This window comes from Pseudarthrobacter humi, assembly GCF_024294965.1.
GTDB classification, from domain to species: domain Bacteria; phylum Actinomycetota; class Actinomycetes; order Actinomycetales; family Micrococcaceae; genus Arthrobacter; species Arthrobacter humi.
Genome location: NZ_JANCLV010000015.1, coordinates 14,502 through 40,917, shown reverse-complemented (window position 1 = coordinate 40,917; position 26,416 = coordinate 14,502). Strand labels below are relative to the sequence as shown.

The following is a 26,416-nucleotide window of genomic DNA, read 5'->3' as shown; positions in this document are numbered from 1 at the left end:
GGCCCCGCCGTCGTCCGTCTTGCGCTGGGTGCCCGAGCCCATGGAACACCGCCGTCGTCCGCTTTAGTTTGACGGCTGTCGGCGACGTTGCAGCCGGCGTGATTGACCGTGTCCACGACCGTCGCTTGTCAGTAAACTGGGACGCATGACCGAGCACGAACCGGCCCCGGCCGGCGTCGCAGCGGCTGCGGGCCCGGCCGATGCCGACGCCATCGATACGTCCCTACGCACTCCGGCGCAGCGGTCCCGCACGTTCGCCGGGATCCTGGTGAACACCGCCCTCGCCAACATCACCACCAGCTACCTGTGGTTCGCCCTGACGTTCTGGGTGTACCTGGAGACGCGGAACGTGATCGCCACCGGGGTGATCGGCGGCGCCTACATGCTGCTGATCGCCCTTTCCAGCATCAGCTTCGGCACGTTCGTGGACCGCTACCGCAAGCTGACAGTGATGCGCTTCGCCGCCTCTTTCACGCTGGTGATGTTCATCCTGGCCGGGGTCATGTTCCTGCTGACACCCGCCGCCGGCCTGCTGGACCTGACGCAGCCGTGGTTCTGGATCTTTGCCATGATCATCCTGGTCGGTGCGGTGGTGGAGAACATGCGCAACGTCGCCCTCTCCACCACAGTCACCATCCTCATCGAGCCCGACCGCCGGGCCAATGCCAACGGCATGGTGGGCATGGTGCAGGGGCTGGCGTTCATTGTCACCTCGGTGCTCTCCGGCCTGTCGGTGGGGCTGCTGGGCATGGGCTGGACGTTGGTCGTCGCCCTGGTGCTCACGGCGCTGGCGTTAGCGCACCTGCTCACGCTGCGCATGCCAGAGGAGGTGCAGGTGGCCGCCACGGACGCCCACGGCGCCTTCGACCTGCGGGGATCCATTGCCGCTGTCCTGGCCATTGCCGGACTTTTCGCGCTGATCCTGTTCTCCACGTTCAACAACTTCATCGGCGGCGTCTACATGGCGCTGATGGACCCGTACGGCCTGGAGATGTTCCCGGTGGAGGTCTGGGGAGCCGTCTTCGCGTTCGGCTCCACCGGGTTCATCATTGGCGGTGCGCTGATCGGCAAGTTCGGGCTCGGGGCCAACCCGTTGTGCACCATGCTCATCGCGGTGGTGGTAATGGGTTTCCTGGGCGCGGCATTCACGGTGCGGGAATGGCCCTGGCTCTACATCGCCGGCATCTGGCTGTACCTGGTCCTGATACCTTTCGTGGAGGCCGCCGAACAGACAGTCATCCAGCAGGTGGTGCCCCTGCCCCGGCAAGGGCGGGTGTTCGGCTTCGCAATGGCGTTCGAGTCCGCGGCGGCGCCGATCACCGCCTTCCTCATTGCACCGATCGCCCAGTTCTGGATCATCCCCTACGCCCGGTCCACCGAGGGCGCCGCCCAGCTGGCTCCGCTGCTCGGCGAGGGCGTCTCCCGCGGCATCGCCCTTGTGTTCCTGGTGGCCGGGATCATCATGATCGTGGCCGCGTTGCTGGCCTTCCTGACGCCGGTCTACCGCCGGGTCTCAGCGACGTATGCGCAGGCGGCGCAAGAGGCCCGTGAGACGGCGACATCGCCACCCGTGGACGAGTAGGGACGTACAGAAACCGGACGACGGCGGGACCTCCGCCGTCGTGCGCTTTCCTACGTTGCCGCTTCCGCCTCCGCCAGCCTGATCATGCGGAGCTCGCCGGCCACCGCTCGGGACGGCCAATAGTCATTCGCCAGTTCCCTGGCATGGCCCTGATCCGCTGCCGGGAAGATTTTCCCGAGCAGCTCCGCCGAATAGAGCAGCGCGGTCAGTGCGGTGGTACGCGGATCGGAGGTTCCACCCCTGAGCGCGGCCTCGACCTGCTTGAGCAACGCCGCCTCCGGAGCGTGGTCCTTCTCCGGGTACCGTGTGGTCCTGAACAGGCCAAGGTGCCGTTCGCCCACGTGGTCCACGATGCCCAGCGCCGCCATCCCCTCATAGACACGGCGCAGCTCGGCGCGGCTCTCCAGCATCGATACCCACCGCTTGGGAGTGTGCGGGCGCGACGTATCCCGGATGAGTTCCAGCTGGTGCCGGAAGTCCGTTTGCGGGGTGGCGCCGGTAGCCCTGACATGATTCCCCTGCAGCTCGATGGCGCCGATCAGGTCCAGCTCGGCCAGGATCGCCCCGGCCAAAGCGGCCTTGAGCACAACATGCGGAACGGCGGGCTCGCCGTCCTTGTCGTTGGTTGCCAGCAGGAGCAGGGCCTGGGGAATGTTCAGCTCTTCCGCCGTGGGCATTTCAGCGTTCATACGATCAGGGTGGACCCGACCGGGCGCCCACCACAACGGTCATTCGCTGGCACCAACACTCAACGCGGGGTCACTTACTGCCCAATAACGGGCGGCACTTATCGGGCAGTAAGTGACCCCGCGTTGGCCGTAAGCGTTGGAGAGCCAGCAAGCGTAGCGTCGTTTGGAGAAACGGCGGTGCCGGCAACCGTAAGACTTACAGGTAAACGGCACCCTTGCTGGGTTCTTGGAGGTGGCCACGGTGGCTGGCCATCCGCGTGGTCTTTTCGTGCAGGATGCCCGCATCCTCTCGGGCTGGAGTCTGACCGTTGATGGCCAGCCGCTTGAACCTTTGGCGGCGGAGACGAAGGAGCCTGGCATTCGTCCATCCCGACGTAGACGGATTGTCGCCCCGGGACCTGCGCCGGCAGGAATGGGTGGCGAAGATTCCGGTACGCCAGATGGGAAACCGGTCCATCAAACGGACCCTGCGGCGCAGCTACGACGATCTAGGCGCCCTTCGGAGCCCCACGACAACGCAATTGTCGCAGCCGGACTCCTCCGCTATGCCAGCGGCGATCCGTTGGGCCTCGGCCACGAAAGATCACCGCCGAACGGAAGCGCGGCGCGACCGCGATTGGGCAGCATCACAGGTTTGCGGCTTCTTGCTCCGCGAGCCGGATCATACGAAGTTCGTCCTCCACCGCGCGGGACGGCCAATAGTCCTTCGACAGCTCAGTTGCCCGGGTCAGATCTGCCGCCGGGAAGAGCTTGCCCAGCATTCCGGCCGCCTGAAGCAGGGCGATCAGCACTATGGTCCTGGCATCGGGCGCCTTCGAATCAGGCTTGGCATCAGTCGCCCCGGCAGCTGGCTTCGCGGCCTCGGACGCCCCCGCACCAGACGCAGCATCACTGGCGCCCGCATCAGAGCCGGCATCGGTCGCCGTGGTACCCGTCGCCGTCGTATCCGGCGGCTCAAGTTCGGAGGGCGGGCCGCTGAGGGCGGCCTGGATCTTTTCCAGGAGCGCCGCCTCCGGAGCATGGTCCTTCTCCGGGTACCGCACGGCCCGGAACCGGCCCAGGTGCTTTTCGCCGACATGTTCCACGATGCCCAGTGACGCCATGCCCTCGTAGACACGCTGCACCACGGCGCGGCCTTCCAGCATGCCCACCCACCACTTGGGAGTGTGGGGCCGGGATTTGCCACGGATGACTTCCAGCTCGCGCTGGAAGTCTGTTTGCGGGGCGTCGCCGGTGGCCCTGACGCGCTTCCCCTGCAGCTCGATCGCACCGATCAGGTCCAGCTCGGCCAGGATTGCCCCTGCCACAGTGGTTCTGAGTGCGAACACCGGCACTTCGGGTTTGCCGTTCGTGTCGTTCGTTGCCAGCAGGAGGAAGGCCTGGGGAAGGTTCAGCTCCGCCGCCTTCGGTGTTTCAGCGTCCATACGAACATGGTGGCCCTGTTGGGCGCCCACCACAATGAGGATTTACAAGCGGACGACGGCGGGACGTCCCGCCGTCGTCCTTCTACGTTTGGTGCCGCTTACGAGGCCAGCGTGAATGTCCCCCACCCGGTTCTGTCGTAGAAGTCCAGGTGACGCTTGGCGAGGAGCCGCATCCTGCCAGTCTACGTTGGGCTGAAGGCGGCTCCTCCCCGGATCCAGGTCCGCCCTGAGGCGCGAACTCGCAGGTCCGGCGATTTCGGCGGGCTCAGCGTTCGAAGATGGCCGTGATCATCCCGCGCCCCAGGGAGTGTGCGGACAGCTTCGATTCCAGCTTGGCGGGGCTGAATCCGGCGTCCAGCCCGAGGTGTTCCACATCCAGGGCGTAGACCGTGAAAACATACCGGTGCGGGCCGTGTCCGGGTGGCGGTGCGGCGCCCACGTAGCCGTGGAAACCGGCGTCGTTCTTCAACTGGATCGCGCCGGACGGAAGCTGGCGCACGCCTTCGGCACCGGCTCCGGCGGGCAGCGACGTGACGCCTGCGGGGATGTCCAGCATGGCCCAGTGCCAGAATCCGCCACTGCCCGGGGCGTCCGGATCGAACGTTGTCACGGCGTAACTCATGGTGCCAGCCGGCGCGCCGCCCCAGCTCAGTTGAGGCGATTCGTCCCTGCCGCCGGCACGCATCTTGCCGCTGCGCTGTGCGGGCGGCAGGGTCTGGCCATCCTGGATGGACTCGCTGCTGAGGTGCAGGAAGGGGGAACCGTGGCGGGTATGGGAATCGTGGGGAGACATCTGTTGCCTTTCAGTTGCTGGCGGAGTCGGCATTCCTGAACTCTTCGCCGGCGTGGGCCGCGGCCGGATCAACCGCACGACGGCGCCGCGTCGTAGCTGCGGTATCCGGAGTGGTCGCGTTCGGGCTCGGCGAGCAGGCCGGTCTGGTGATAGTGCCGGACTGGCACCGTCACGCCGGCACAGGGGGCCAGTTGGCTGATTGTGAGCATGGGCTCCAGACCGCCTCAACCGGCGACGCCGCGGACCGCCTCGGCGATCGCGCGGAAGTCCTTGCGGAGGATCGCGCCGTGATTGCTCGCGACTTTGGCGTGAATCGTGATGTGCGGGTTGCGTTCGGCCACCGGATGGGGGCTTTCTCATGCTCATCGCTGGTGTCGGCGTAGCGCTTGGCCTGTGGCAGGCCGTGCAAATGATCCACACCCCGGGCTTGTGGTCCCTGACGCATCAGGCACGGTCAACGTGCCGGGCTCACGAATGTGTGTAGATTCTGCATCCACTCCGCTACCTCCCTTGGTGTGCAGAGGAGTAGTAAGCAACAACGACATTAGTGCAGAGGAGTATTGAAAAACTAGTGCTCAACACCCGCCTGCACAACCGCGAAAACAGGCGGCCCGCAGTGCAGGCGAGTATGGAAAATGACACAGGTGCTGTCCCAGTGGGCGGCTGAGGCTGGGCAGGGTCACCTCGTTCCAGCGCATCGCCGATCTGGAGGCCATCTCCGCGGCCAGGACCGTCGAAGCCCCGGGGGTGAGCAGGGAGGCCGCCCAGCCATGGTTGCCGACAATCCAGTGGCTGTTGAAACAAGCGGCTTTGGCGTCGTGGACCCACACATCCAGCTCCCCGACGAATTGTCGCGTCCCGTGGGTCCAGCCCGTGCTCTCCAAGTCGTTCCATCCGACGAAAATTCAGCCGACGCGCCAGCGCCGCCGGCGATGGAAGTAAGCCTCGTGGCGGTCGTTTCCCCGGACACTGAACAACGGAAGCAGCCACGGGGTGATGACAAATTCCGCGACCTGACAACCGAATACATGGTCAAGCAGGATTTCGCGGACTACGGCGTAAGAATTGACAAGCAGCTGATTGCCTTCATCGAGGTCAAGCGGGTGAGCCAGAAACTTAATGAGCGGCACCTTCGCCAGGTCCAAATGTATGCGGTCAGAGCTGTGGAAGCACCGCGCGGCAACGTCGCCGGATGCGCTGCTGGACGTCATCCTGTCCGACTCGGTGCTGGACATCATCCGCAAGGAAATCAAGCGGAATACCGGGATCACCACAACGGTCCAGACGCTGGCGACAGTGATCCGGACAGAGATCGTTGACCCTAAGCTTCGAAACAAGTAGAGCGGACGACGGCGGGACCTCCCGCCATCGTCCGCTCAAGGCCCAGGCGGACGTCCTCCGCGATACTTTTAGGAGTTTCAGCGGGGAAACCGTGTCAACTCAACGCTGTGGTGCTGTCGATTGCGGGGAAACCCCAGGCTGGGAATGACCGAGGAATCCATGTAGCAGCGACGCTGTTCCCTGCAGATGATCTTGCGCCGCCTTGAAGGCTGCCTCGTCGTCGCCCCGGAGTATGGCGTCCACGATTTCCTGGTGCTGCCGGTTGGAATGTTCCAGGTTGGGTTGGAGAAGAGGTATCCGGTCCAGCAGGTCACTTACCTTTGAGCGGACTTCCGCCACCGCGAGCGCAAGGCTTGGCGATCCGGCCACTTCTGCGATCGCCACATGGAATCTTGCGTCCTTCGGCCGGTACAGATTCGCAGGTGCACTGGCCACCTCGGCCAAAGTCCTTAACAGGTGACCACGCTGGGCAGGTGATAACGTCGCCCTGGCCGCCAAGGATGCGGCCGCCGGCTCGAGTACGCCGCGAAAGGTCAGGACGTCGTCTACCTCGGCCGGATCGAGTTCCGGGTAGGACCCCGAACCCGCAGTGGGCCGGCTGCACACGTACGTTCCTCCATAGCGGCCGCGCTGAACTTCAACGTATCCGGCCTTCTGCAGCTCGGCCAGGGCATCGCGCAGGGTGGCGCGCGATACGCCCAGCATCTCGGCAAGTTCCCGCTCGGCTGGCAGCTTGGTCCCGGCACCGAACAGACCGAGTTTGATGTTCTGGAGCAAACGTTCGATGGTCTCCTCGAAGGCGTTGCCGTGCCGGACCGGGCGGAGAATCGGGGCGGGGCTTCCGAGCAGTTCCTCTTGCATACCCTTATCCTAATCGGTCCAAAAACAGGCCTATGGCAGGGGGCCCACTGAAGCAGGAAAACCGCAGCACCGGCCGGAAGCACAGTTGAACCGAGGAAAAGTTGGCCGAGATCAAGAAACCCCTTGACCGCGCCCGTGATCTGCCACACACTGTAACGAGCTTATGGTCTTATTTCATACCAATAACCTTGGACGATGGGAACTAACAGTGGCATCCTCTGATTCAGCCCAGCTTACCGACGACAAGCGATATCTCCAGCACCGGCAACTGAAACGCGGGGCCGCGGGGTGGATCCTGCTTGCCGGACTCGGAGTTGCATATGTCATCTCCGGCGACTTCGCAGGGTGGAACCTCGGCCTCGCCCAAGGCGGCTGGGGCGGTCTCCTCATCGCATTTGTTCTCATGGGCGTCATGTACACCTGCATGGCTTTCGGACTCGCCGAGCTATCCTCGGCGCTTCCTGCCACGGGCGCCGGATATGGCTTCGCCCGCCGCGCACTCGGCCCCTTGGGCGGATTCGCCACCGGAATGGCCGTGCTCATTGAATACGCCGTTGCGCCGGCGGCGATAGCCATCTTCATTGGCGGCTATGTTGAAGCGCTGGGACTCTTTGGCCTGACCAACTCCTGGCCGGTGTATCTGGTGACCTACGCCGTTTTTGTGGGCATCCATCTCCGCGGGGTGGGAGAGGCTCTCAAGATGATCTTCGGCATCACCGCAGTCGCCGTCGTCGCCCTGGCCGCCGTCGTCGTGGGCCTGATCCCACATTTCAACGCCCAGAACCTCTTTGACATAGTCCCTGACGGCTCGCCCACCTCGAGCGCTTTTCTCCCGATGGGAATCAGCGGCGCCGTCGGTGCACTCGTGTATGGCATCTGGTTCTTCCTTGCAGTCGAAGGGGTTCCCCTGGCCGCTGAGGAGACGGCCAATCCGAAGAAGGACATGCCGCGGGGCATCATGGTCGCCGTTGTGATCCTGGTCGTCTTCGGGGCCCTGATGCTCGTTCTCGTTCCGGGCGCCGCAGGGTCAGCCGCAATGAGTGCATCCGATAACCCCCTCCCGGAGGCTCTGCGACTGGCGTACGGTGGCAACACTTTCCTGGCAGACTTCGTCAACTATGCTGGCCTCGCCGGGCTGGTAGCCAGCTTCTTCTCCATCATCTATGCCTATTCCCGCCAGCTCTTCGCGCTGTCCCGGGCAGGGTATCTTCCCAAATGGCTGTCCCTGACAGGCAAACGGCGGACCCCTTATTGGGCACTGATCGTCCCCGGCTCGATCGGCTTTTTGCTGGCGGCAATAACCGGTGACGGCGCACTCCTGATCAACATCGCCGTCTTTGGTGCAACAGTTTCCTATGTCCTCCTGAACCTCTCGCACATTGTGCTGAGGAGGAAGGAACCGGACCTGCCCCGCGGTTACCGGACACCCGGAGGGGTCGCCACCACCTCAATCGCGCTGGTCCTTGCTGCGGTCGCGGTCGTCGCAACATTTGTGGTCGACGTATTCGCCGCTTCCATAACAGCTGCAATCTTCGGCGCAGCGCTCCTCTACTACTGGTTCTACAGCCGGCACCGCATCGTTGCAGGCGCTCCCGAAGAGGAATTCGCGCAGTTGGCTGCAGCCGAGGCCGAACTCAAGAGCTGACACGAGTCCGGTCACGGTCCAAAATCTCTCTCATAAATACGATCAAAGTTACGGAAACCACATGACGAATCAAACAACCGGTACGTCCGCGCAGGGCCAGCTCACCATCGATGAGCTGCGCGACCTGGTCGCTTCGGGCGAGATCGACACCGTTGTCGTTGCCATCACCGACTCGATGGGACGCCTGCAGGGCAAACGCTGCGGGGCAAGGTCTTTCCTCGAAGACGTGCTGGGGCACGGGGCCGAAGGCTGCAACTACCTACTCAGCGTGGATGTGGAGATGAACACCATTGACGGGTACTCCATGTCCTCCTGGGCGAACGGGTATGGCGACATGGTGATGCGGCCCGACGTCGCCACCCTGCGCCGGGTGCCGTGGCTGGAAGGCACTGCCATGATCCAGTGCGATATCTTTTGGCTGGACGGCCGCCCCGTCTCCCAGTCCCCACGCCAGATCCTGCGCGCGCAGATCGAACGCCTGGAGGCCATGGGATACCGCGCCCATATTGGCACCGAGCTCGAATTCATCATGTTTGACGACAGCTACGAAGAAGCATGGGACAAGAAATACGAGGGACTCACACCCTCTACCCGCTACAACGTGGACTACTCGCTCCTGGCCACAGCAAGACTGGAACCTGTCATCCGAAGCATTCGAACGGGCATGGAAAAGGCAGGCCTGGTGGTCGAATCTTCCAAGGGCGAGTGCAACCTGGGCCAGCAGGAAATCACGTTCCGATACGCAGAAGCGCTTACTGCGTGCGACAACCACGTTTTCTACAAAAACGGGGCCAAGGAAATCGCCGCCCAGCAGGGCAAGAGCATTACGTTCATGGCGAAGTACAACGAACGTGAAGGCAGTTCCTGCCATATCCACTTCAGCTTGACTGACCTGGACGGCAATCCGGTCCTGGCCGGGGATGGCGAGCATGGCTTCAGCCCCGTCATGGAGCGCTTCATCGCAGGCCAACTCGCCGGACTGAAGGAGCTGGCCTACTTCGTCGCCCCGAACATCAATTCCTACAAACGCTTCGTCGAAGGCAGCTTCGCTCCCACAGCCATCGCCTGGGGGCTGGACAACCGCAGTTGTGCCCTGCGCATCGTCGGCCGCGGTCCCAGCCTTCGGGTGGAAAACCGCGTTGGAGGCGGGGACGTCAACCCTTATCTCGCAGCCGCCGCGCTTATCGCCTCCGCCATCCACGGTATCGAGAATGAGCTCCCCCTCGAACCGATCATGACCGGTAACGCCTACCAGTCCGAGGCAGATCGCATACCCGCCAACCTACGGGACTCCCGTGCCCTGCTGACCAACAGCGAGATTGCACGCAAATCCTTCGGCGATGAAGTTGTGGACCACTACGTCTTCGCAGCAGATGTCGAGCTGAAGGCTTTTGACAGTGCCGTAACGGACTGGGAGCGCAAGCGTGTCTTTGAACGGCTCTGATAGCTACCGCCCACGGATCGGGCTGACAACCTACTTTCAGCAGGCTTCCTGGGGCGTCTGGACAGCGGATGCGGCAGTTCTGCCGGGAACCTACGTCCAGGCGGTCGTCGCCGCCGGCGGCACTCCTATCCTGTTGCCGCCCGTCGGCACTGACCCCTCGGTTGTGGAGGTGCTGGACGGACTGATCATCTCCGGAGGCAGCGATGTGGGGCCGGAACAGTACGGGGCGCAGCCCCACCGGCTCACCCGCGCCCAACCGGCCAGGGACGTGCACGATATCGCCCTGACCAAGGCAGCTTTGGACGCCGAAGTCCCCCTTTTCGCCATCTGCCGGGGAGCCCAGATCCTCAATGTCGCCATGGGCGGGTCGCTGATTCAGCACATCCCCGATGTGAACCCGGAGGCGGACTATCAACCGGCGCCGGGCGTATACGGCAACGTGGAGTTCACGACGGCGCCGGGCAGCATCAGCCGGCATCTGCTGGGAGCATCGGCCAGCGCACCCTGTTACCACCACCAGGCCATGGACCGGATCGCTGACGGCCTTTCCGTCACGGCGGCGGCGGCCGACGGCACGGTGGAAGCCCTCGAAACGGCAACGGGCGGATGGGCACTAGGGGTCCAATTCCACCCGGAACAGAATCCCAACGATCTCCGGCTTTTCAACGGGTTCATTGAGGCTGCAACCAACTACCGCAAAAATCGAACGGAGAGCCCCGGCAATGTCCACCAGCACGTTTGACGTACTGAATCCGGCAACGGAAGAGGTCATCGAGACCATAACCCTTGCAACACATGCGGACACGGACCGGGCGATCGAGAAGGCCGTCCAGGCCTTCGAGACCTGGCGCCATGTTGCCCCTGCAGACCGGGCCCTCCTGCTGCGCAGGTTTGCCGCGGCAGTAGACGCCGACCTGGAAAATCTCGCCCAGCTGGAGGTACGCAACGCCGGGCACACCATCAGTAACGCCCGGTGGGAAGCAGGGAATGTCCGCGACGTCCTGACGTACTACTCCGCAGCCCCCGAACGGCACCTTGGCCAGCAGATTCCGGTAGCCGGAGGCGTCAACATCACCTTCAACGAACCCCTCGGGGTCGTGGGAGTGATCGTGCCGTGGAACTTCCCCATGCCCATTGCGGCCTGGGGTTTCGCCCCTGCGCTGGCCGCCGGCAACACCGTTGTCCTTAAACCGGCGGAGCTGACTCCCATGACCGCCATCCGGCTCGGACAGCTGGCTCTGGAAGCGGGGCTGCCCGAAGGGGTCCTGCAGATCATTCCGGGCAAGGGCTCTGTCGTCGGGGAACGATTCGTGACCCATCCTGCTGTGCGGAAGGTTGTCTTCACCGGTTCAACGGGCGTCGGTAAGCGGATCATGGCCGGCTGCGCTGAGCAGGTCAAGCCCGTGACCCTGGAGCTGGGCGGCAAGAGCGCCAACATCATCTTCGCGGATTCGGACCTCGACGCCGCTGCCGCAGCAGCACCCGGGGGCGCTTTTGATAACGCCGGACAGGACTGCTGCTCGCGCTCCAGAATCCTGGTCCAGGACAGCGTCTACGAGAAATTCCTCGAGCTCCTGGAACCAGTCGTGAAGGCCCTGAAGGTCGGCGACCCCAGCGACGAGGCTTCGTTCATGGGACCGCTGATTTCCGCAGCCCAACACCGCACAGTCTCCGGATTCGTCCCGGACGGCTCATCTGTGGCTTTCCAGGGATCAGCGCCGGACGGCAAGGGGTTTTGGTTCCCTCCCACCGTTCTTACGCCCGCCCGCGAGGACAGGGTCATGCATGAGGAGATCTTCGGCCCCGTCGTGGCAGTCGTTCCCTTTAAGGACGAAGCCGACGCACTCCGCCTGGCGAACGACTCGATCTACGGCCTGTCCGGATCCATCTGGACACGGGACATCGGTCAGGCGCTGAGGATGGCCCGGGGACTCGAGTCGGGAAACCTCTCAGTCAACTCCCACTCCTCGGTGCGCTACTCCACACCCTTTGGCGGATTCAAGCAGTCAGGACTCGGACGGGAACTCGGCCCGGACGCCCTGAACGCGTTCACCGAAACAAAAAACGTCTTCATCTCCACCAACCCATAACGTCCTCACCACAAAAGGAAGAAAAAATGATTGAAGTAATCTCCAACCGCCTCAAGGGACGCAGCGCTGTCATCACCGGCGGCGCCAGCGGGATCGGGCTCGCCACGGCCCGCCGGTTCGCCGCAGAAGGCGCCCATGTGGTCATCGCTGATTTGGACCCAACCGCTGGGCAGCGGGCTGCCGACGAAGTCGGCGGCCTCTACGTCAAGGTGGATGTCACCAGCGAAGAGGAAGTCAAGAACCTCTACGCCATCACCAATGAAACATACGGAAGCGTGGACATCAGCTTCAACAACGCCGGAATCTCGCCGGCAGACGATGCCTCGATCATCGATACGGGGATCGATGCGTGGCGCAGGGTCCAGGAAGTAAACCTGACCTCCGTTTTCTACTGCTGCAAATACGCCCTCCCCTACATGCAGGCACAGGGCAAGGGGTCCATTATCAACACGGCGTCGTTCGTTGCGGTCATGGGTGCTGCCACCTCGCAGATTTCCTACAGCGCCTCCAAGGGCGGAGTGCTGGCCATGAGCCGGGAACTCGGCGTCGAATTCGCCCGGCAGGGGATCCGGATCAACGCACTCTGCCCGGGACCCGTCAACACACCCCTGCTGAAGGAACTCTTCGCCAAGGATCCCGAGAAGGCAGCGCGACGCCTCGTTCACGTGCCCTTGGGCAGGTTCGCGGAACCGGAAGAACTGGCAGCAGCGGTCGCCTTCCTCGCCAGCGACGATTCATCCTTCATCACCGCCTCGACCTTCCTGGTTGACGGCGGCATTTCAGGCGCTTACGTAACACCCGAGTGACATGCGGGGCAGATCGGGGGCGTCGCAGATTACTTAGCGGACGACGGCGGGAGGCACCCGCCGTCGTCCGCCTGCGTTGGGTGCCACTCCCCTACAGCGCCGACCAGCCGCCGTCGGACGCGAGGATGGTGCCGTTGACTACTGAGGTATAGGGGTTTTCGCACATTCCTTGAACATAGGTATAGGGGATTTATTGCTCATTCTTTCGCTTCTGGTCTACGCTTTGGCATATCTGGCATTTACATTTAGGCATTTACATTTAGCCGTCGTTGTTTCTGGGTCGACGCTTGCTTAACCTAATCGAATACTTTAAGTCCCCAGTAGAAACAGCGATGAATATGAAAGCTACGTCCGCTGACATAGTAAAGTCCTTGTCCGCCCCAAGCGTCCCTACAAGTCTGCTCGGTAATTCCAGCGATCCGCCGAGGTCGGACAAGTCGCAGAGCAAGCTGTGGTGGAACGACGGGTCAAACAAAATCTTTAGGCTTAATAGGGGGCGGGCTTGATGTTCTGGCGTAAATGCGTGGCGGTCGCATCATCCCTTCTGGTTGGGTTCGCAATCATTACTCCGACAACGGCAAACGCCGCAACGACGATCTCGCCGACCATAGACACCTACGTACAGGCGGACAAGGCGACTACCAACTTTGGGGCTAGCGTCCGTTTGTCCACAGAGGGCCGTGCGAACATCTGGCGGAACACACTCCTACGGTTCACTGTTCCAGTTCCCGCTGGCGAACATGTTGTTTCGGCTAAACTGCGGGCATATTCGGAGGCATCCACAACTTCCACTGAGTTCGTGGATGTTTTCACTACGTCTGGCGGCTGGACCGAGAGGGGAGTTACCTGGAATAACGCACCAGCACGCGGGACGTGGCTGGGGAAGGCTGGCGGGTTCGCTACCGGCTCGTGGGTTGAATGGGATGTTACTAAGGGCGTTAGCGCAAAGGGTGGCGAGCAGAACTTCAAGCTGGAAAGCAACGCGCAGAAGTGGATCGGATTCAAGTCGAAGGAATCTTCGTCCGCCCTGCGTCCCAGGCTGGTCGTAACGACGGCGCCTGACACGGTAACACCTACCGAGGCGGCCGTAGTCCAGGGTTGGGGCACGCGTGTAACTGGCGACGAGTTCAATTACACAGGTGCGCCGGATGCCACGAAGTGGATTGTCTACAACAGCGCCGGGCACGCGGGCAACGGTGTCCGGAGTCCACAGCAGGTGACGGTGGATGGTTCCAAAATGGTCATGACTGGGACTCCGGACGGCACGACCGCTGGAATGGGAGCGAAGTTCGCAAACCAGAAGTACGGGCGGTGGGAAGTCCGTGCGGCCGGGTCCGGTGACAATGAGTACCATATGGTGTCCATCCTGTGGCCGGATAGTGAGAATTGGCCCTGTGACGGCGAAGTTGACTATGCGGAGACGACTGGTGACTGGAGCCTCATCACGTTCTTCCACCACTATGGATGTTCGAACTCGCAGACGTCGGCGTTCAGGGCTCTGGACGTTACCCAGTTCCACAACTACGCGGTTGACTGGTCTCCGAAGGGGATCGTCGGCTACGTCGATGGAGTGAAGTGGTTTGAGGACAACGACCCGGCGCACCAGCCTCCCGGTTCGATGCACCAGACGCTACAACTGGACTGGTTCCCAGACAGTACCGCTAACGGCGCTGGCGAGATGCGAGTGGATTGGGTTCGCGTGTATGCGGCTGCTGAAACGGCCTAGACCTACACAGAGTTCCCGGGAGGAGTGCATGGTGGCGGCCGTCGGGGTGCTGCGGCTGCCGTAGCACCCCGATTAAAGCAAGCGGACGACGGCGGGAGGTTCCCGCCGTCGTCCGCTGGAGTTTGCCGAAACTACTGTCTGTGGTGGTCGGCAGTGGCCACGCGGGCCTCGCGCGAATCCGTTTTGCTTGCCGGGAGGCCTGCGTATGTCCAGACGCAGGGCCGGCCGGAATCGCTCGGAATGAGCTGGCCCTCGTAGAGCTGAATGCTCGCTCCCGTGGGGCTCCGCCAGACGCCGGTCAGCTCGCAGTGTGTGCCGGTGGCCTGCTGGCGTGGCACCGACAGGTTGATGACGCGGCGGGCCCGCTTCTCGGCCACGGGAAGTCTCCGCTTCACGACGGCGCTCCCGCCGGTTCCCGGTAGGTGCTTTCCGGAACATCAGTGATGAACATGTGCCCGGGAGCGTGGCTGATGGCGAAGGAGGGCCTGGATGCCATCACTGCGCTCTGCGGTGTCACGCCGCAGGCCCAGAACACCGGCACCTCCCCTGGTCGGATCTCCACCGCATCCCCGAAGTCGGGGCGGTTGATGTCGGCAATGCCCAGGTCCTCCGGTGACCCGACGTGGACCGGGCTGCCGTGGACCTTCGGCACTTCCGACGTGACCCTGATGGCGGTTTCAACCAGCTCGGGCAGCATCGGACGCATGGAGACCACCAGGGGGCCGTGGATCCGTCCGGCAGGGGTGCACTCGACGTTCGTGCGGTACATGGGCACGTTGCGGCCGGTTTCGGTGTGCCGCAGCGGGATCCCTGCGCTGGCCAGCGCGGCCTCGAAGGTGAAGCTGCAGCCGATGAGGACGGCCACCATGTCGTCACGCCACACAGACGCGACGTCGGTGACCTCCTCGGCCAGTTCGCCGTCCACCCAGACGCGGTAGGCGGGGATATCGGTGCGGATATCGGAGCCGGGCGCCAGGGCGCTTTCATACTGTCCCGCCGGAATGATGTCGATGACGGGGCAGGCCTTGGGGTTCAGCCGGCAGAATTCGATGAATTCATCGGCGTAGTCGGCCGTCACCGCTATCAGGTTCGCCTGGGTGTAGCCGTCGCTCCAGCCGGAGGTGGGGGTGGCCAGGCCGTTGCGGAACTTCAGCCGTGCGTCGGCGGGGGTCAGGAGGGCGTGCGGCTGGCTCACTTGGACTCCACAAGTTCAGTCGGTGCCTGCCCGGCCTGCAGGTATTCCTCATCCTCGGCAACGTTGGAGTCGCGGCCCAGGGCCAGTCCCACCAGGGTGAGCAGGCAGGCGACGCTGAGGTAGATGGCCACCGGGACCCAGCTGTCATAGGTGCTCAGCAGGAGGGTGAACATAAACGGTGCGATGGCGCCGCCGATGATTCCGGCGAACGTGTAGGCCAGTGAGCTGCCGGTGGAGCGGAGCCGCGGCGAGAACTGCTCGACGACGAACGCTGCCTGGGGTCCGTACATAAACGAGTGGCAGAGCAGGCCCAGCACGATGCCCACGATCAGCATGACTGGGGACCGGCCTTCGAGGACGATGAAGAACAGGTAGGCCCAGACGGCGGCGCCAACTGCGGCGATTCCGTAGACCAGGCGGCGGTTGATGCGGTCGGAGATGGCGCCGGCGAGCGGCATGGTGAAGATCTGGAGGGCTGACCCGATCAGGACCGCGACGAGCACCTGGCCGCGGTCGAAGCCGAGCTCCTGGATGCCGTAGGTGAGCGTGAAGACGGTGCACATGGCGTACAGGACGTCCGGGCCGATGCGGCTGAGCATGGCGGCGATGAGGGGCCGGCGCTGGGTGGCCAGCACTTCGCGGATGGGGGCCTTGGGCTTGTCGCCCCGGGCCTCCATGGCCTTGAAGATGGGGGTGTCTTCGAGCTTGAGCCGGATCCAGAGGCCGAAGGCCACCAGCAGCGCGGAGATCAGGAAGGCGATGCGCCAGCCGAAGCTCAGGAAGTCTTCTTCGGAGAGGGTCAGGGTGAGGACGGCGAGTGCACCGTTGGCCATGAGGTTGCCGGCAGGCGGGCCGATCTGTGCGGCAGAGGCCCAGAATCCGCGCTTGTTCGGGTCGCCGAATTCGCTGGAGAGCAGCACCGCGCCGCCCCATTCGCCGCCGACGCCGACGCCCTGGGCGAAGCGGAGGAACACGAGGATGGCGGGGGCGATGACGCCGATGTTGTCATACGTGGGCAGCAGGCCGATGAGGAAGGTGGCCACGCCGATCAGCATCAGCGTAATGACCAGGATCTTCTTGCGGCCGATCTCGTCCCCGAGCCGACCGAAGATAATGCCGCCAACGGGACGGGAAATGTAACCCACGGCGTAGGTGGAGAAGGCCAGCAGGGTGCCCGTGACCGGGTCCGAGGCCGGGAAGAAGATGAGCGGGAAGACGATCGCAGCCGCCGCGGAGTAGACGGCGAAATCGTAAAACTCCAGCGCGGTTCCGGTCAGGCTGGCCGCGAATGCCTTGTACATGTCCTTGCGCGCCACCGGGGGCTTTGCGTCAACGGGGGCCATTGCTTGGGGAGTGGCCATGTTAATCCTCCATGAAGAGAGTTGATGTCATCCGTGTTCGGGATGGATGGTGCTGGTGCCTGTTTCTGTCCCCGCCTGCGGCGTTGCAGGGTGGGACATTTGGGCGGCTGGGCGGCTTGCCGTCAGGGTGGCTGCGGAAGTCGGAATTGCGGCGATCGTTGGATTGTTGAACAATCCTCTTGTTGAACAACCTACGCGACGCAGATCACACCGTCAAGGGGTTTATGGGTTAAACGCCAGCGGACGACGGCGGGAGACTCCCGGCGTCGTCCGCTTCCGTTTGGTGCCTACTGGCTGAAGGGGACCTTCTCCCAGCTCAGGACATCATCGCCGTCGCTGCTGTTGCCGGCAACGGTGAACCTGACGTAGTTGGTGGCGTTGGCGGATCCGTCCACGGTGATGCGCTGCAGGTCATCCGCGGCGGGCTGGCCGTAGACCTCCAGCCATGGTGAGCCTTCCGCCAGCGGCTGGTTCTCGGCAAAGACATGGCTGTCGCCGTTGATGAGATAGACCGGGCGGTCAACGCGGTTGGTCTCTTCAATGATGGCCGCGACGATCTCCCGGAACCCGGAGACCGCATCCGGGTTGGCAGTGGCCGCGGCGAGCAGCGACGGATCAAACATGTCGGCCTGCGTCATCAGCACCACGGCGCGGTCGTTGCGGCGCTCGGCGTCGCTGAACGTCTCGCGGATCTGGTCCAGGACGGCATCCGTCCGGTGCTCAACTTCGGCCAGCTGCTCGGGCGTGGGTGCGGTCTCGCCCAGGCCGCTCCACGGAAGCAGCGAGTTGTTGCTGCCCTGGACGTTCACCACGGAGAAGGCCACCCGGTTCTGGGTGAAGCGGACATTTTCCGGAAGCCCAAGCGTCTCCTGCGTCTTAACCGGCATGGTTGCGCCCAGAGTCTTGCCGGGCTCGTCGAAGAAGACCTCCCGCAGCTTGTCCAGCCGTTCCAGCGGGTTGTACGCGCCGTTGTTGGTGCGGTGGCAGTCCACCCACTCGTTGTCGCCCGGGGTGAAGACCAGCGGGTGCTCGAAGGTGTCGAACTGGGAACGGATGTTGGCGAAGTACTCGTCCGAGCACACCGAGGAGCCGTTCTTGATGTCGCCCACATGGGTGACGAACTTCAGTGCGCTGTCGGCGTTGATGTCCTGGATGCGGGACGGGAATTTGGCGATTTCGGCGGCGCCGTAGGGGATGTCGCCGATGACGCCAAAGGTGAACGCTTCGTTGCTGGAGGCGCTGTCAGCGGTGTTATTGGCTGCGATGGCGGGCTGGGACGCAAGGAGGCCGAGCGCCAGGACGGCCGCCGCCGCCGTCGTCGTTTTCATTGACTTTGAAGGCATGGTGGTGTTCCTGTCTCTGCTGGGTGGGGGCGGCTTTAGAGCGTGCGGGCGGCGAGGAACTGTTCCAGCGCCGCAAGGTCGTCGGTGTTGATGTGGTCCACGCCGGCGTCGAAGAGTTCGTTCCAGACAGCTTCGCGCGCGGCGCCGGGCTGGTCAGGGGTGGCCCAGAAGCGGACCCGGTAGCCCTTGGCGTGGGCGTCAGCCACGTACGCCTGGAGCTTGGTGCGTTCGGCCTCGGGCACGGGGCCCACGCCCTGCCAGGTGAAGAGCTTGGTCCAGTTGTTGCTGACCAACGGCATCAGCCCGGCGGGCATGCCGGAGGTGAGGTCGGCGGAGCGGCCGTCGTAGAAGCCGAACCTCTTGTCCTGTGCCTGCATCGTGGCCAAGGGACGGTTTCCGCTGATGACGGCGGTGACGGGCCCGGTTTTCGTGGTGCCGCTGCTGTAGCGGCTCATGATGTCGCGGTGCTCGGCGAGCTCCTGTTCGACGGCGGCGTAGGTGGCTTCGCCTTCGCTCTTGATGTCGATCAGGAGCTGCAGGCTGCCGTCCCAGTGGGGGTAAACGCTGTGTCCCTGGTTCCGCACCAGCTCGTCCAGGGGATCGAGGTAGAGGCTCTCGAGCGTTACTCCGGGCTTGGCGTCCTCAAGATCGTGGGCCACCAGAAGTTCGCCGTCCACCAGCCACACGTCGGCTTCGACGCTGGTGAAGCCGTGCTCCAGCGCATCGAACAGGGGACGGTCGTGCTCATAGTCGTTGTGGGCATGGGCTGCGGCCAGCGGCTGTCCGAGGACCACGGACGACGGCGCGTTGGCGGGATTTGCCGCCGGCGGGGCGGCGATTCCGGTCAGGGAGGTGAGGGCTACGAGGCCTGTGACGGCGCTTTTCAGGAACACGGGGTTCTCCTTGGTACAGCAGGGTCGGTTCATTTCCCAGGCGATGGGGGCGCTGGGCGGCGGTGCGTGAAAAGACTTCCTGCTGCCGGAGAACGGGCGTGGCGCCAACGGTTTCGGGACGGTGAACAGGAGGCGTCGGGTTGGCCGCGCCTCTGCAGAGGGTCACAGATTGGGCGAATGGCGCCTGTTTGGGCGACCGCGCGGATCAGCAGGCATAAGCTAATTGAAAGAACGTCTCTTCCAGCGCCGGGAGGTCATCGTGGACACTGAAACCGCCGAAGTGATCGATCATGATGTCACCACCATCACCTGCGTGTGCGGCAACACCGTCAGCAAGGACGGGTTGATCCAGGCGAACTCAGAAGGCGTCCCGGTCTTCAGCGGAGAGGGCAGCCCCGTCCCCGCGGAGCTGGCGGAATGGCCGGCGGATGGGGAGCTCTACACCCTGTGTCCCTCATGCGGCCGCGTGTACCGTGACTCGGTCATCGAGGAGACGGGGACCGCGCCCGTTGCTTTCCGGGTCGACGTCAGCGCCGGCCCCATGGCCGAGGCCATCCGGGTCCACTGGAACCTCAGCACCTAGGCCAGGCGGCGTCCTCAGGGGCCAGAACCTGGTGGAGCGGCAGACCTTCCGAACCTTTCATTGGACGGGGAGGGGCCGCATGATAGGCGCATGACTGAAATCGCATCAGCCGACGAATCCGCTGTTGCCAAGGCCCAGCGCGAGCTCGAAGCGGCCGGCGTCCGCACGGTGATCGGCACGGTGGTGAACGCTTCGGGCATCACGCTTGCCAAGAGCGTCCCGTTAGCCCGGCTCAAAGCCTTCCACCAATCCGGAATGGGTGCTGCCCCCGTCTGGCATGTCTTCACCATCGACGGCGGGATAGCGTTCACGGACAGCATCACCCCCGTTGGCGATATGCGCCTCAAGATCGATATCGGGGGACTCCGTATCCTCCAGGCTGGCCGTGCATGGGCGCCGGGCAGCCTTTTCGAACAGGACGGGGCTGCGTCTCCGGCCTGTGCCCGCGGCCTTCTGGCCGGTGTCGACGGCAGCCTCGGCGAGGCCGGATACCAGGCACTCGTGGGCCACGAGCTTGAATTCTTCCTCGTCGCCCCGGACGGTTCAGCACTGGAAAGCACACCCTGGGCTCCGTACGGGGCAACCGGCCTTCTGGACCGATCGGAATTCCTTGATGATCTGCTGTCGGTGCTGAACCATGCCGGCATTCCGATGGAGCAGATCCACGCCGAGTACGGCAGGAACCAGTTCGAGTTTTCGCTTCCCCCGGCATCGCCGGTTCAGGCAGCGGACACCGTGGTGGTTGCCAAGATCATCGTCGGCATCGTCGCCCGGGCCCACGGCATGCAGGCCTCGTTCTCCCCGCTGCCCTTTCCCGGCACCGTCGGAAACGGCGCCCACCAGCACTTTTCGCTCCACAGGAACGGCCTGCCGCTGTTCTCCGGCGGCAGCGGACCGCACGGCATCTGCCCCGAGGGAGGCGCGGCCATCGGCGGAATCATCGCAGGACTTCCCGATGTCCAGGGTCTCCTCACGGGATCAGTCTTGTCCGGAAGCCGGTTGGCACCCGGCACGTGGTCGGGCGCCTACTTATGCTGGGGCCTGGAAAACCGGGAGGCCTCAGTTCGTTTTCTGAACGAGGGCAACAGCAATCCGCATGGAGCCAACGTCGAGGTGAAAATCGTCGACCCGTCGGCCAACGTGTATCTGGCCTCCGCAGCCATCCTCGCGCTCGCCCTGGACGGCATCCGTACCGGGCGCAGGCTTCCAGCAGAGATCCCGGGTGACCCCGCACGGCTTTCGGAAGACGAGCGGCACCTGGCCAACGTCCGGCTTCTCCCGAACTCCCCCGCCGCCATCATCGACACGCTGGACACGTCACCCCTTGCACGCGGGCTCCTCGGGGACGCCATCGTCGACGCCACGGTGGCCGTCCGGCGCTACGAACAGCGGATCTCCGCGGACCTCTCGCCGGACGAGCTTGCCGAACGCTTTCGACTTGCCTGGTCGATCTGATGGCGGGCGGTTCGTTCCCCGACTTCGTCGAACAAGTCAGCCTCATTGATCACCACGTGCATGGCGCGTTCCACGCTGACGGTGATGAGGCACGCTTTCAGAACTCGCTCAACGAGGGGAACACCGAACCCCTGGCCACGCCCGAGGACACCTACAACACCCAAATCGGGCTCGCCATCCGGCGCTGGTGCAGCGGCATTCTGGATTTGCCGCGGCACACCTCACCGGCGGACTACTGGAGCCGGCGCTCCGAGCTGGGAGAACTCGAGGTGTGCCGCCGCATGACCCGCGCTGCCGGCGTGAGCGACTGGCTGATCGATACGGGCTTGGATGCCGCAGACTACCTCGGCACGGCGGGCATGGCCGATGTCTCCGCTGGGCGGACCCACGAGATCGTTCGGCTGGAACGGGTCGCCGAGTCGGTGCTCCGGGAGATCGCCAATCCTGCAGATTACGTCGACGCGTTCGGTCAGCGGCTTCACGAGCTCACCCGCAGCGCCGTGGGCGTCAAAACAGTTCTCGCCTACCGCGCCGGATTCGACCAGGATCTCAGCCGGCCTTCACGGGCTGCGGTTGTTGAAGCAGCCCGCCGCTGGCAGGAGAACGCGTGCGCCGGCATCCACCCAAAGCTCACCGATGTGACGCTCATTGCCCACGGGATCCACACGGCGGTGTCGAGGAAGCTTCCGCTGCAATTCCATGTGGGATTCGGTGACCGCGACCTGGACCTCCACAAAACCAATCCCCTGTACCTCTTGGATTTTCTGCGGTCCCCCGAAGTCCGGGACACACCCATCATGCTGCTGCACTGCTATCCGTTCGAGCGCGAGGCCGGCTATTTGGCCCACGCCTTTGAAAACGTCTACATCGATGTGGGCCTTGCCGTGAACTTCACCGGGTCACGGAGCCGGGCTCTGGTGGCCCGCTCATTCGAGCTGGCTCCCTTCACGAAAATCCTGTACTCCTCCGACGCGTTGGGCCCGGCCGAACTCCACTATCTCGGCGCGAGACTGTGGCGCAACGCAATCACCAAGGTAGTGGGCGGATGGATCGACGACGACGACTGTTCCGAGGCGGACGCCCGCAAGATCGTGCAGCTCGTCGCACAGGACAACGCCCGCCGCGTGTACGCGCTGCCGTCAGCACTTCACCGCGGCGCTACTGTGGATCGCTGAATCCGCTGCCCGCCCGTCGCGCAGGCTGGCCTGGCACTCTGCCGCGCGTACGGCGACGTCGCCATGAACGGCAAGGGTAATTGCCTCGACAACAGCGATTTGGCCGGTTGTGTCAGGGACACCGGGAAATTGCACCTGCGGCGCCTCAACTGCGGCCACCGGCGACTCGTGCGTGGACCGCATGCGAAGAATCGCGATGGCGGAAATGAGGCACCAGGCAACGTTCGTGACCACTGAGGGCCACGCTTCGTGGACCGCACCATTAATGATGAAGGCACATGCACCGACGAGGTTGGCCACCTGAAAGCGCTTGCCGGCCTTCAACCAACCCATGGAGACAGACAGGTATGCCGACAGGATCAATACTGCCCCTGACCAGCCTGCAATTTCCCACAGCAGTTCCATGATGTCCTTTCAGAGGTGATGCCCGGCTGCTTTAAGAGCAATTATCAGGACGCCGAACCTTTAGAGCAATTGCATTCCACTGAAGACATGGTTTAGAACTACTTAACATGGACATCGATCCGCGCAGGCTGCGCGTGCTTCTTGCTGTTGCCCGCACGGGCGGGGTGCTGGCTGCGGCTGACGAACTGGGAATCAGCCCGTCGGCCGTCTCACAGCAGCTCACCAAATTGGAAGACGAAACCGGGCATGCCTTGGTGGTGCGCACGCCCAAAGGCTCAGTTTTGACACCCGCCGGCCTGGCAGTAGCGGAAGCCGGCGAGGAGATTGAACGTGCTCTCAGCGTTGCCCGCGCCCGGATCGAAGGCGGGGCCACGGTGGCTGGTGTTGTGCGCGTGGGCGGATTCACCAGCTTTGTCCGGACGGTGGTGATCCCGCGCCTGCCCGAGTGGCGCACGCAGTACCCGCAATTGCAGATCCGGATCGTCGAGGATGGCTTTCCGGACCTGATGCGGCTGCTCCGCCAGCGCCAGCTCGACGCCGTGGTGGTCGAGCTCGATTCGACCACGGCCGAGCAGCGTTCGCTCTCCGCCGGAATGACCGAGGAGCCCTTGCTGGACGAGCCGTGGAAGCTGGTGGTCCCCTCGGGTGCCCTGCTCACCACCGAGAACATCGACCTGGCCCGGCTGCCCCTTCCGTGGCTCGGCGTCGACCCAACAGCCGCCAACGCTGCCGTGCTCGGCCGGCTCCGTCAGTCAACGGGCGCCCAGATGGAGAGTGCGCACCAGTACCAGGAAACACTGACCGCACTCGCACTCGTCGCCGCCGGCGAAGGAATTGCGATCGTGCCCACCCTGGCATTAAGCGGCATCGCCCACGACGGAGTGGACGTCCTGGACGTCCCCGGACTCGGAACCCGTCGCATCGTTCTGCGACGGTTCGACCGGCGGCGGTCACCCAGCACGCCAGTGGACACCGTCGCACGCCTGCTGCGGGAATCGGCTGCGGCGTTCGACACACGGTCGACATCCTGAGCCACCGCATGCCGGAAACTGGCAGAGCGGACGACGGCGGGGACCTCCCGCCGTCGTCCGCTCAGCATTGCTGCGGCAAGGGTCAGCTCTTGACGACCTCCAGCTCAATGACAGCCCAGGACAGCGCCGGCAGCGTGAGCCGGAGTTCGGAGCCGGTCGCCTTCGCGCCTTCCAGCGGCTTGAGCCCTACCTGGTTCTGACTGGTTTGGGTGTTGGCCGTGAAACGGTCCCCGCCTTCCGGAATTTCCAGGACCTCGGCACGGATAACGCGGCGGGCGTCGAAGCCGCGCAGGGCAACCTCGACGTCGGCCGCCTCTTCCAGGCCGCGGTTCGCGAAGAACAGTGCCACGCGGCCCGTTTCCTCGTTCCACGTGGCACTGACGTCCACCAGGTCGGTGCCGCCGAAGCGGGCATTTTCGTACTTGTCCGAGTCGACAGACAGGCGCAGGATCTGGCCTTTGGCCAGCTCCGCCATGCGGGCGAACGGGTGGAAGATGGTCTGCTTCCAGGCCGGCCCGTTCTCCTCCGAAAGGATCGGCGCGATGACGTTGACCAGCTGCGCCTGGTTGGCGATCTTGACGCGGTCGCCGTGGCGGAGCAGCGAGTTCAGCAGGGTCCCCACCACCACGGCGTCCGTGACGTTGTACTTGTCCTCGATGACACGGGGGTGCTCACGCCAGCCCGCCTTGGCAACGTTGTGCGGCTGGTCCTCGGTGTCCAGGCCGCGCTGGTACCAGACGTTCCACTCGTCGAAGGACAGGTTGATGTGCTTTTTGTGTTTGCCCTTGGCACGCACGGCGTCGGCGGTGGCGATCACGGACTCGATGAAGTAGTCAGTGTCCACAGCGGACGCGAGGAAGCTGCCGACGTCGCCCTCGTTTTCCTGGTAGTAGGCGTGGAGGGAGACGTAGTCCACCTCGTCGTAGGTGTGCGTCAGGACCGTCTGCTCCCAGTCGCCGAACGTGGGCATGGCGGAGCTGGAACTTCCGCAGGCCACCAGTTCGATGTCCGGGTCCACAAAGCGCATGGCCTTGGCGGCTTCCTGTGCCAGGCGGCCGTATTCCTCGGCGGTTTTGTGGCCGATCTGCCACGGCCCGTCCATCTCGTTGCCCAGGCACCAGAGCTTGATGTTGAACGGATCCTTGTGGCCGTTCTTGGCGCGGAGGTCGGACCAGTAGGTGCCGCCGGGGTGGTTGGCGTATTCCACGATCTCGCGGGCCGCGTCAACTCCCCTGGTGCCCAGGTTGATGGCTTCCATGATTTCCGTGCCGGCCTGGCGGGACCAGTCCACGAATTCGTGCAGGCCGAATGCGTTGGTTTCCACGGTGTGCCAAGCGCCGTCCAGCCGGCGGGGACGGTTCTCCCGCGGGCCGATGCCGTCTTCCCAGTTGTAGCCGGAGACGAAGTTGCCGCCGGGGTACCGGATGACGGTGGCACCGAGTTCCTTGACGAGCTTGAGCACGTCCTGGCGGAAGCCGTTCTCGTCGGCCTCCGGGTGGCCCGGTTCGTAGATGCCGGTGTAGACGCAGCGGCCCATGTGCTCCACAAAGGAGCCGAACAGGCGGCGGGGGACTTCGCCGATGGTGAAGTCGCGGTCGAGGGTGATCCGTGCGCGGGACATGAGCGGTATCTCCTTGGTTGTGGTTCAGGTCTTTTTGGTGGGTGGTAAGTAAGGTGCCGGATCAGGTTCCGGCGAGTCCCGTCGTCGCGACGCCCTTGATGATCTGGCGCTGGAAGAACAGGAAGACGAGGATCAGGGGCAGCGCCGCGAGGAGCGCGGAGGCCATGTTCTGCGCGTACTGGATGCCGTACGCGCTCTTGATGGTCTGCAGCCCCACCGGGAGGGTGAGGAGAGCGCCGTCGTTCGTTGCTATGAACGGCCACAGGAAGTTGTTCCAGGCACCGATGAACACGAAGATCGCGACGGCGGCCAGGATGGGCCGGGACAGCGGCAGGATGATCTGGGTGAAGATCCGCAGCCGGCTGGCGCCGTCCATCACGGCGGCTTCCTCGAGTTCGCGGGGAATCTGGTCGAAGAACTTCTTGAGCACAAACACCATGGCGGGGTGGATGACCTGCGGCAGGATGATGGCCCACGACGTATCGATCAGGTGCAGCGCCAGCATTTGGTAGAAGAGCGGGATGATGAGGACCGGCGGCGGGATGATGATCGAAGCGATGATCACCGTCATCAGCACCTTTTTGCCCTTGAAGTCGATCCGGGACAGTGCGTAGGCCACCAGCGCCGAGATCACCAGCGTGATCGCCGTGATGGCCGCCGAGGTGTAGAACGAGTTCCAGGTCCAGAGCGGGATGTTGCCGTCCTGGAACACCTTGACGAACGCTTCAGCGGTAAAGCCCGACGGCGGCATCCAGCTGACCTTGGGAGAGGCGGCGTCCGTCTCGGTTTTGAAAGCGGTGGCCGTGGCCCAGGCGAACGGAACCAGCCACAGTACGGCGATGAACGCCGCAACAACGAGCGCAGCGACCTTGCCTGCTGTCATCTTCGTGCGCGGGCGGCGGAGCCCTTCGCTGGTGCGTGGGGCGGGACGGGTGAGGGTAGGGGTTGCCATG

The 26,416-nt window shown here is 63.9% G+C and carries 26 protein-coding genes and 1 pseudogene; 13 read left to right on the top strand and 14 right to left on the bottom strand.

Going from position 1 to position 26,416, the window contains the following annotated elements; translation table 11 throughout:
* Window positions 1-145 precede the first annotated feature (145 nt).
* On the top strand, window positions 146-1,582 hold the full coding sequence (locus tag NFC73_RS17450; RefSeq protein WP_254752235.1) for an MFS transporter: 1,437 nt from the start codon (window positions 146-148) through the stop codon (window positions 1,580-1,582).
* A gap of 50 nt (window positions 1,583-1,632) precedes the next feature.
* On the opposite strand, the gene NFC73_RS17445 is transcribed toward NFC73_RS17450, so the two are convergent.
* Complete coding sequence (locus tag NFC73_RS17445; protein WP_254752233.1) at window positions 1,633-2,271, bottom strand: GOLPH3/VPS74 family protein; 639 nt, start codon at window positions 2,269-2,271, stop codon at window positions 1,633-1,635.
* Between the two features lie 232 nt (window positions 2,272-2,503).
* On the opposite strand from NFC73_RS17445, the pseudogene NFC73_RS20790 reads away from it, so the two are divergent.
* Window positions 2,504-2,572, top strand: a pseudogene (locus tag NFC73_RS20790) (hypothetical protein); the annotation flags it as partial.
* A 325-nt stretch (window positions 2,573-2,897) separates the two neighbouring features.
* On the opposite strand, the gene NFC73_RS17440 reads toward NFC73_RS20790, so the two are convergent.
* The 4 genes from NFC73_RS17440 to NFC73_RS17425 form a co-directional block, all read right to left on the bottom strand.
* Window positions 2,898-3,695: a GOLPH3/VPS74 family protein gene (locus NFC73_RS17440; protein WP_254752231.1), complete on the bottom strand. Its 798-nt coding sequence runs from the start codon at window positions 3,693-3,695 to the stop codon at window positions 2,898-2,900.
* 265 nt (window positions 3,696-3,960) lie between these two features.
* On the bottom strand, window positions 3,961-4,488 hold the full coding sequence (locus NFC73_RS17435; RefSeq protein WP_254752229.1) for a YbhB/YbcL family Raf kinase inhibitor-like protein: 528 nt from the start codon (window positions 4,486-4,488) through the stop codon (window positions 3,961-3,963).
* Window positions 4,489-4,556: 68 nt separating this feature from the next.
* Complete coding sequence (locus tag NFC73_RS17430; RefSeq protein WP_254752227.1) at window positions 4,557-4,697, bottom strand: MerR family DNA-binding transcriptional regulator; 141 nt, start codon at window positions 4,695-4,697, stop codon at window positions 4,557-4,559.
* A gap of 696 nt (window positions 4,698-5,393) precedes the next feature.
* Window positions 5,394-5,633 carry a hypothetical protein gene (locus NFC73_RS17425; RefSeq protein ID WP_254752225.1) on the bottom strand — a complete coding sequence of 80 codons (240 nt, stop codon included), beginning with the start codon at window positions 5,631-5,633 and terminating at the stop codon, window positions 5,394-5,396.
* Between the two features lie 4 nt (window positions 5,634-5,637).
* Here NFC73_RS17425 and NFC73_RS17420 point away from each other — a divergent pair, with 4 nt between their 5' ends.
* A complete protein-coding gene (locus tag NFC73_RS17420; RefSeq protein ID WP_254752223.1) occupies window positions 5,638-5,829 on the top strand; it encodes a hypothetical protein in 192 nt (63 codons plus the stop codon).
* Between the two features lie 99 nt (window positions 5,830-5,928).
* Here the strand turns inward: NFC73_RS17420 and NFC73_RS17415 are convergent, their stop codons facing one another.
* The gene (locus NFC73_RS17415; protein ID WP_254752221.1) at window positions 5,929-6,690 is read right to left on the bottom strand and encodes a FadR/GntR family transcriptional regulator; all 762 of its coding nucleotides are present in this window, start codon (window positions 6,688-6,690) and stop codon (window positions 5,929-5,931) included.
* Window positions 6,691-6,898: 208 nt separating this feature from the next.
* On the opposite strand from NFC73_RS17415, the gene eat reads away from it, so the two are divergent.
* From eat to NFC73_RS17385, 6 genes are all read left to right on the top strand, one after another.
* Window positions 6,899-8,335 (top strand): ethanolamine permease, encoded by a 1,437-nt coding sequence (gene eat / locus NFC73_RS17410; protein ID WP_254752219.1) that lies wholly within the window; start codon window positions 6,899-6,901, stop codon window positions 8,333-8,335.
* A 61-nt stretch (window positions 8,336-8,396) separates the two neighbouring features.
* Window positions 8,397-9,779 (top strand): glutamine synthetase family protein, encoded by a 1,383-nt coding sequence (locus NFC73_RS17405; RefSeq protein ID WP_254752217.1) that lies wholly within the window; start codon window positions 8,397-8,399, stop codon window positions 9,777-9,779.
* Complete coding sequence (locus NFC73_RS17400) at window positions 9,760-10,521, top strand: gamma-glutamyl-gamma-aminobutyrate hydrolase family protein (RefSeq protein ID WP_254752215.1); 762 nt, start codon at window positions 9,760-9,762, stop codon at window positions 10,519-10,521. Before NFC73_RS17405 ends, NFC73_RS17400 begins: the two co-directional genes overlap by 20 nt.
* Window positions 10,502-11,869 (top strand): aldehyde dehydrogenase family protein, encoded by a 1,368-nt coding sequence (locus NFC73_RS17395; RefSeq protein WP_254752213.1) that lies wholly within the window; start codon window positions 10,502-10,504, stop codon window positions 11,867-11,869. Before NFC73_RS17400 ends, NFC73_RS17395 begins: the two co-directional genes overlap by 20 nt.
* A 26-nt stretch (window positions 11,870-11,895) precedes the next feature.
* A complete protein-coding gene (locus tag NFC73_RS17390; RefSeq protein WP_252611017.1) occupies window positions 11,896-12,675 on the top strand; it encodes a 3-oxoacyl-ACP reductase in 780 nt (259 codons plus the stop codon).
* Between the two features lie 523 nt (window positions 12,676-13,198).
* A complete protein-coding gene (locus tag NFC73_RS17385; protein ID WP_254752211.1) occupies window positions 13,199-14,401 on the top strand; it encodes a CBM96 family carbohydrate-binding protein in 1,203 nt (400 codons plus the stop codon).
* A gap of 131 nt (window positions 14,402-14,532) precedes the next feature.
* On the opposite strand, the gene NFC73_RS17380 is transcribed toward NFC73_RS17385, so the two are convergent.
* From NFC73_RS17380 to NFC73_RS17360, 5 genes are all read right to left on the bottom strand, one after another.
* Window positions 14,533-14,796 carry a hypothetical protein gene (locus NFC73_RS17380; RefSeq protein ID WP_254752209.1) on the bottom strand — a complete coding sequence of 88 codons (264 nt, stop codon included), beginning with the start codon at window positions 14,794-14,796 and terminating at the stop codon, window positions 14,533-14,535.
* On the bottom strand, window positions 14,793-15,596 hold the full coding sequence (locus NFC73_RS17375) for a putative hydro-lyase (RefSeq protein WP_254752207.1): 804 nt from the start codon (window positions 15,594-15,596) through the stop codon (window positions 14,793-14,795). Before NFC73_RS17375 ends, NFC73_RS17380 begins: the two co-directional genes overlap by 4 nt.
* Window positions 15,593-16,957, bottom strand: coding sequence for an MFS transporter (locus NFC73_RS17370; protein WP_372494687.1), 1,365 nt, complete (start codon window positions 16,955-16,957; stop codon window positions 15,593-15,595). Before NFC73_RS17370 ends, NFC73_RS17375 begins: the two co-directional genes overlap by 4 nt.
* Before the next feature lie 287 nt (window positions 16,958-17,244).
* On the bottom strand, window positions 17,245-18,300 hold the full coding sequence (locus NFC73_RS17365; protein ID WP_254752205.1) for a metallophosphoesterase family protein: 1,056 nt from the start codon (window positions 18,298-18,300) through the stop codon (window positions 17,245-17,247).
* A gap of 35 nt (window positions 18,301-18,335) precedes the next feature.
* Window positions 18,336-19,193, bottom strand: coding sequence for a phosphatidylinositol-specific phospholipase C/glycerophosphodiester phosphodiesterase family protein (locus NFC73_RS17360; RefSeq protein WP_254752203.1), 858 nt, complete (start codon window positions 19,191-19,193; stop codon window positions 18,336-18,338).
* A gap of 223 nt (window positions 19,194-19,416) precedes the next feature.
* Between NFC73_RS17360 and NFC73_RS17355 the strand changes: the two genes are divergently transcribed.
* The 3 genes from NFC73_RS17355 to NFC73_RS17345 all read left to right on the top strand — a co-directional run bounded on the left by NFC73_RS17355 (window position 19,417) and on the right by NFC73_RS17345 (window position 22,406).
* Entirely contained in the window at window positions 19,417-19,776 is a 360-nt protein-coding gene (locus tag NFC73_RS17355; protein ID WP_254752201.1) for a hypothetical protein, read from the top strand.
* A 90-nt stretch (window positions 19,777-19,866) separates the two neighbouring features.
* Window positions 19,867-21,231, top strand: coding sequence for a type I glutamate--ammonia ligase (locus tag NFC73_RS17350; RefSeq protein WP_254752199.1), 1,365 nt, complete (start codon window positions 19,867-19,869; stop codon window positions 21,229-21,231).
* Entirely contained in the window at window positions 21,231-22,406 is a 1,176-nt protein-coding gene (locus NFC73_RS17345; RefSeq protein WP_254752197.1) for an amidohydrolase family protein, read from the top strand. The genes NFC73_RS17350 and NFC73_RS17345 overlap by 1 nt, the downstream gene beginning before the upstream one ends.
* On the opposite strand, the gene NFC73_RS17340 is transcribed toward NFC73_RS17345, so the two are convergent.
* Window positions 22,371-22,811, bottom strand: coding sequence for a CBU_0592 family membrane protein (locus NFC73_RS17340; protein WP_254752195.1), 441 nt, complete (start codon window positions 22,809-22,811; stop codon window positions 22,371-22,373). The two genes, NFC73_RS17345 and NFC73_RS17340, sit on opposite strands and share 36 nt — an antisense overlap.
* 107 nt (window positions 22,812-22,918) lie before the next feature.
* Here NFC73_RS17340 and NFC73_RS17335 point away from each other — a divergent pair, with 107 nt between their 5' ends.
* The gene (locus NFC73_RS17335) at window positions 22,919-23,842 is read left to right on the top strand and encodes a LysR family transcriptional regulator (RefSeq protein ID WP_254752193.1); all 924 of its coding nucleotides are present in this window, start codon (window positions 22,919-22,921) and stop codon (window positions 23,840-23,842) included.
* Between the two features lie 82 nt (window positions 23,843-23,924).
* On the opposite strand, the gene arfA is transcribed toward NFC73_RS17335, so the two are convergent.
* Together arfA and NFC73_RS17325 are read right to left on the bottom strand one after the other, a co-directional pair.
* A complete protein-coding gene (gene arfA / locus NFC73_RS17330) occupies window positions 23,925-25,463 on the bottom strand; it encodes an arabinosylfuranosidase ArfA (protein ID WP_254752191.1) in 1,539 nt (512 codons plus the stop codon).
* Window positions 25,464-25,524: 61 nt separating this feature from the next.
* On the bottom strand, window positions 25,525-26,415 hold the full coding sequence (locus tag NFC73_RS17325; protein WP_254752189.1) for a carbohydrate ABC transporter permease: 891 nt from the start codon (window positions 26,413-26,415) through the stop codon (window positions 25,525-25,527).
* Window position 26,416 lies beyond the last annotated feature (1 nt).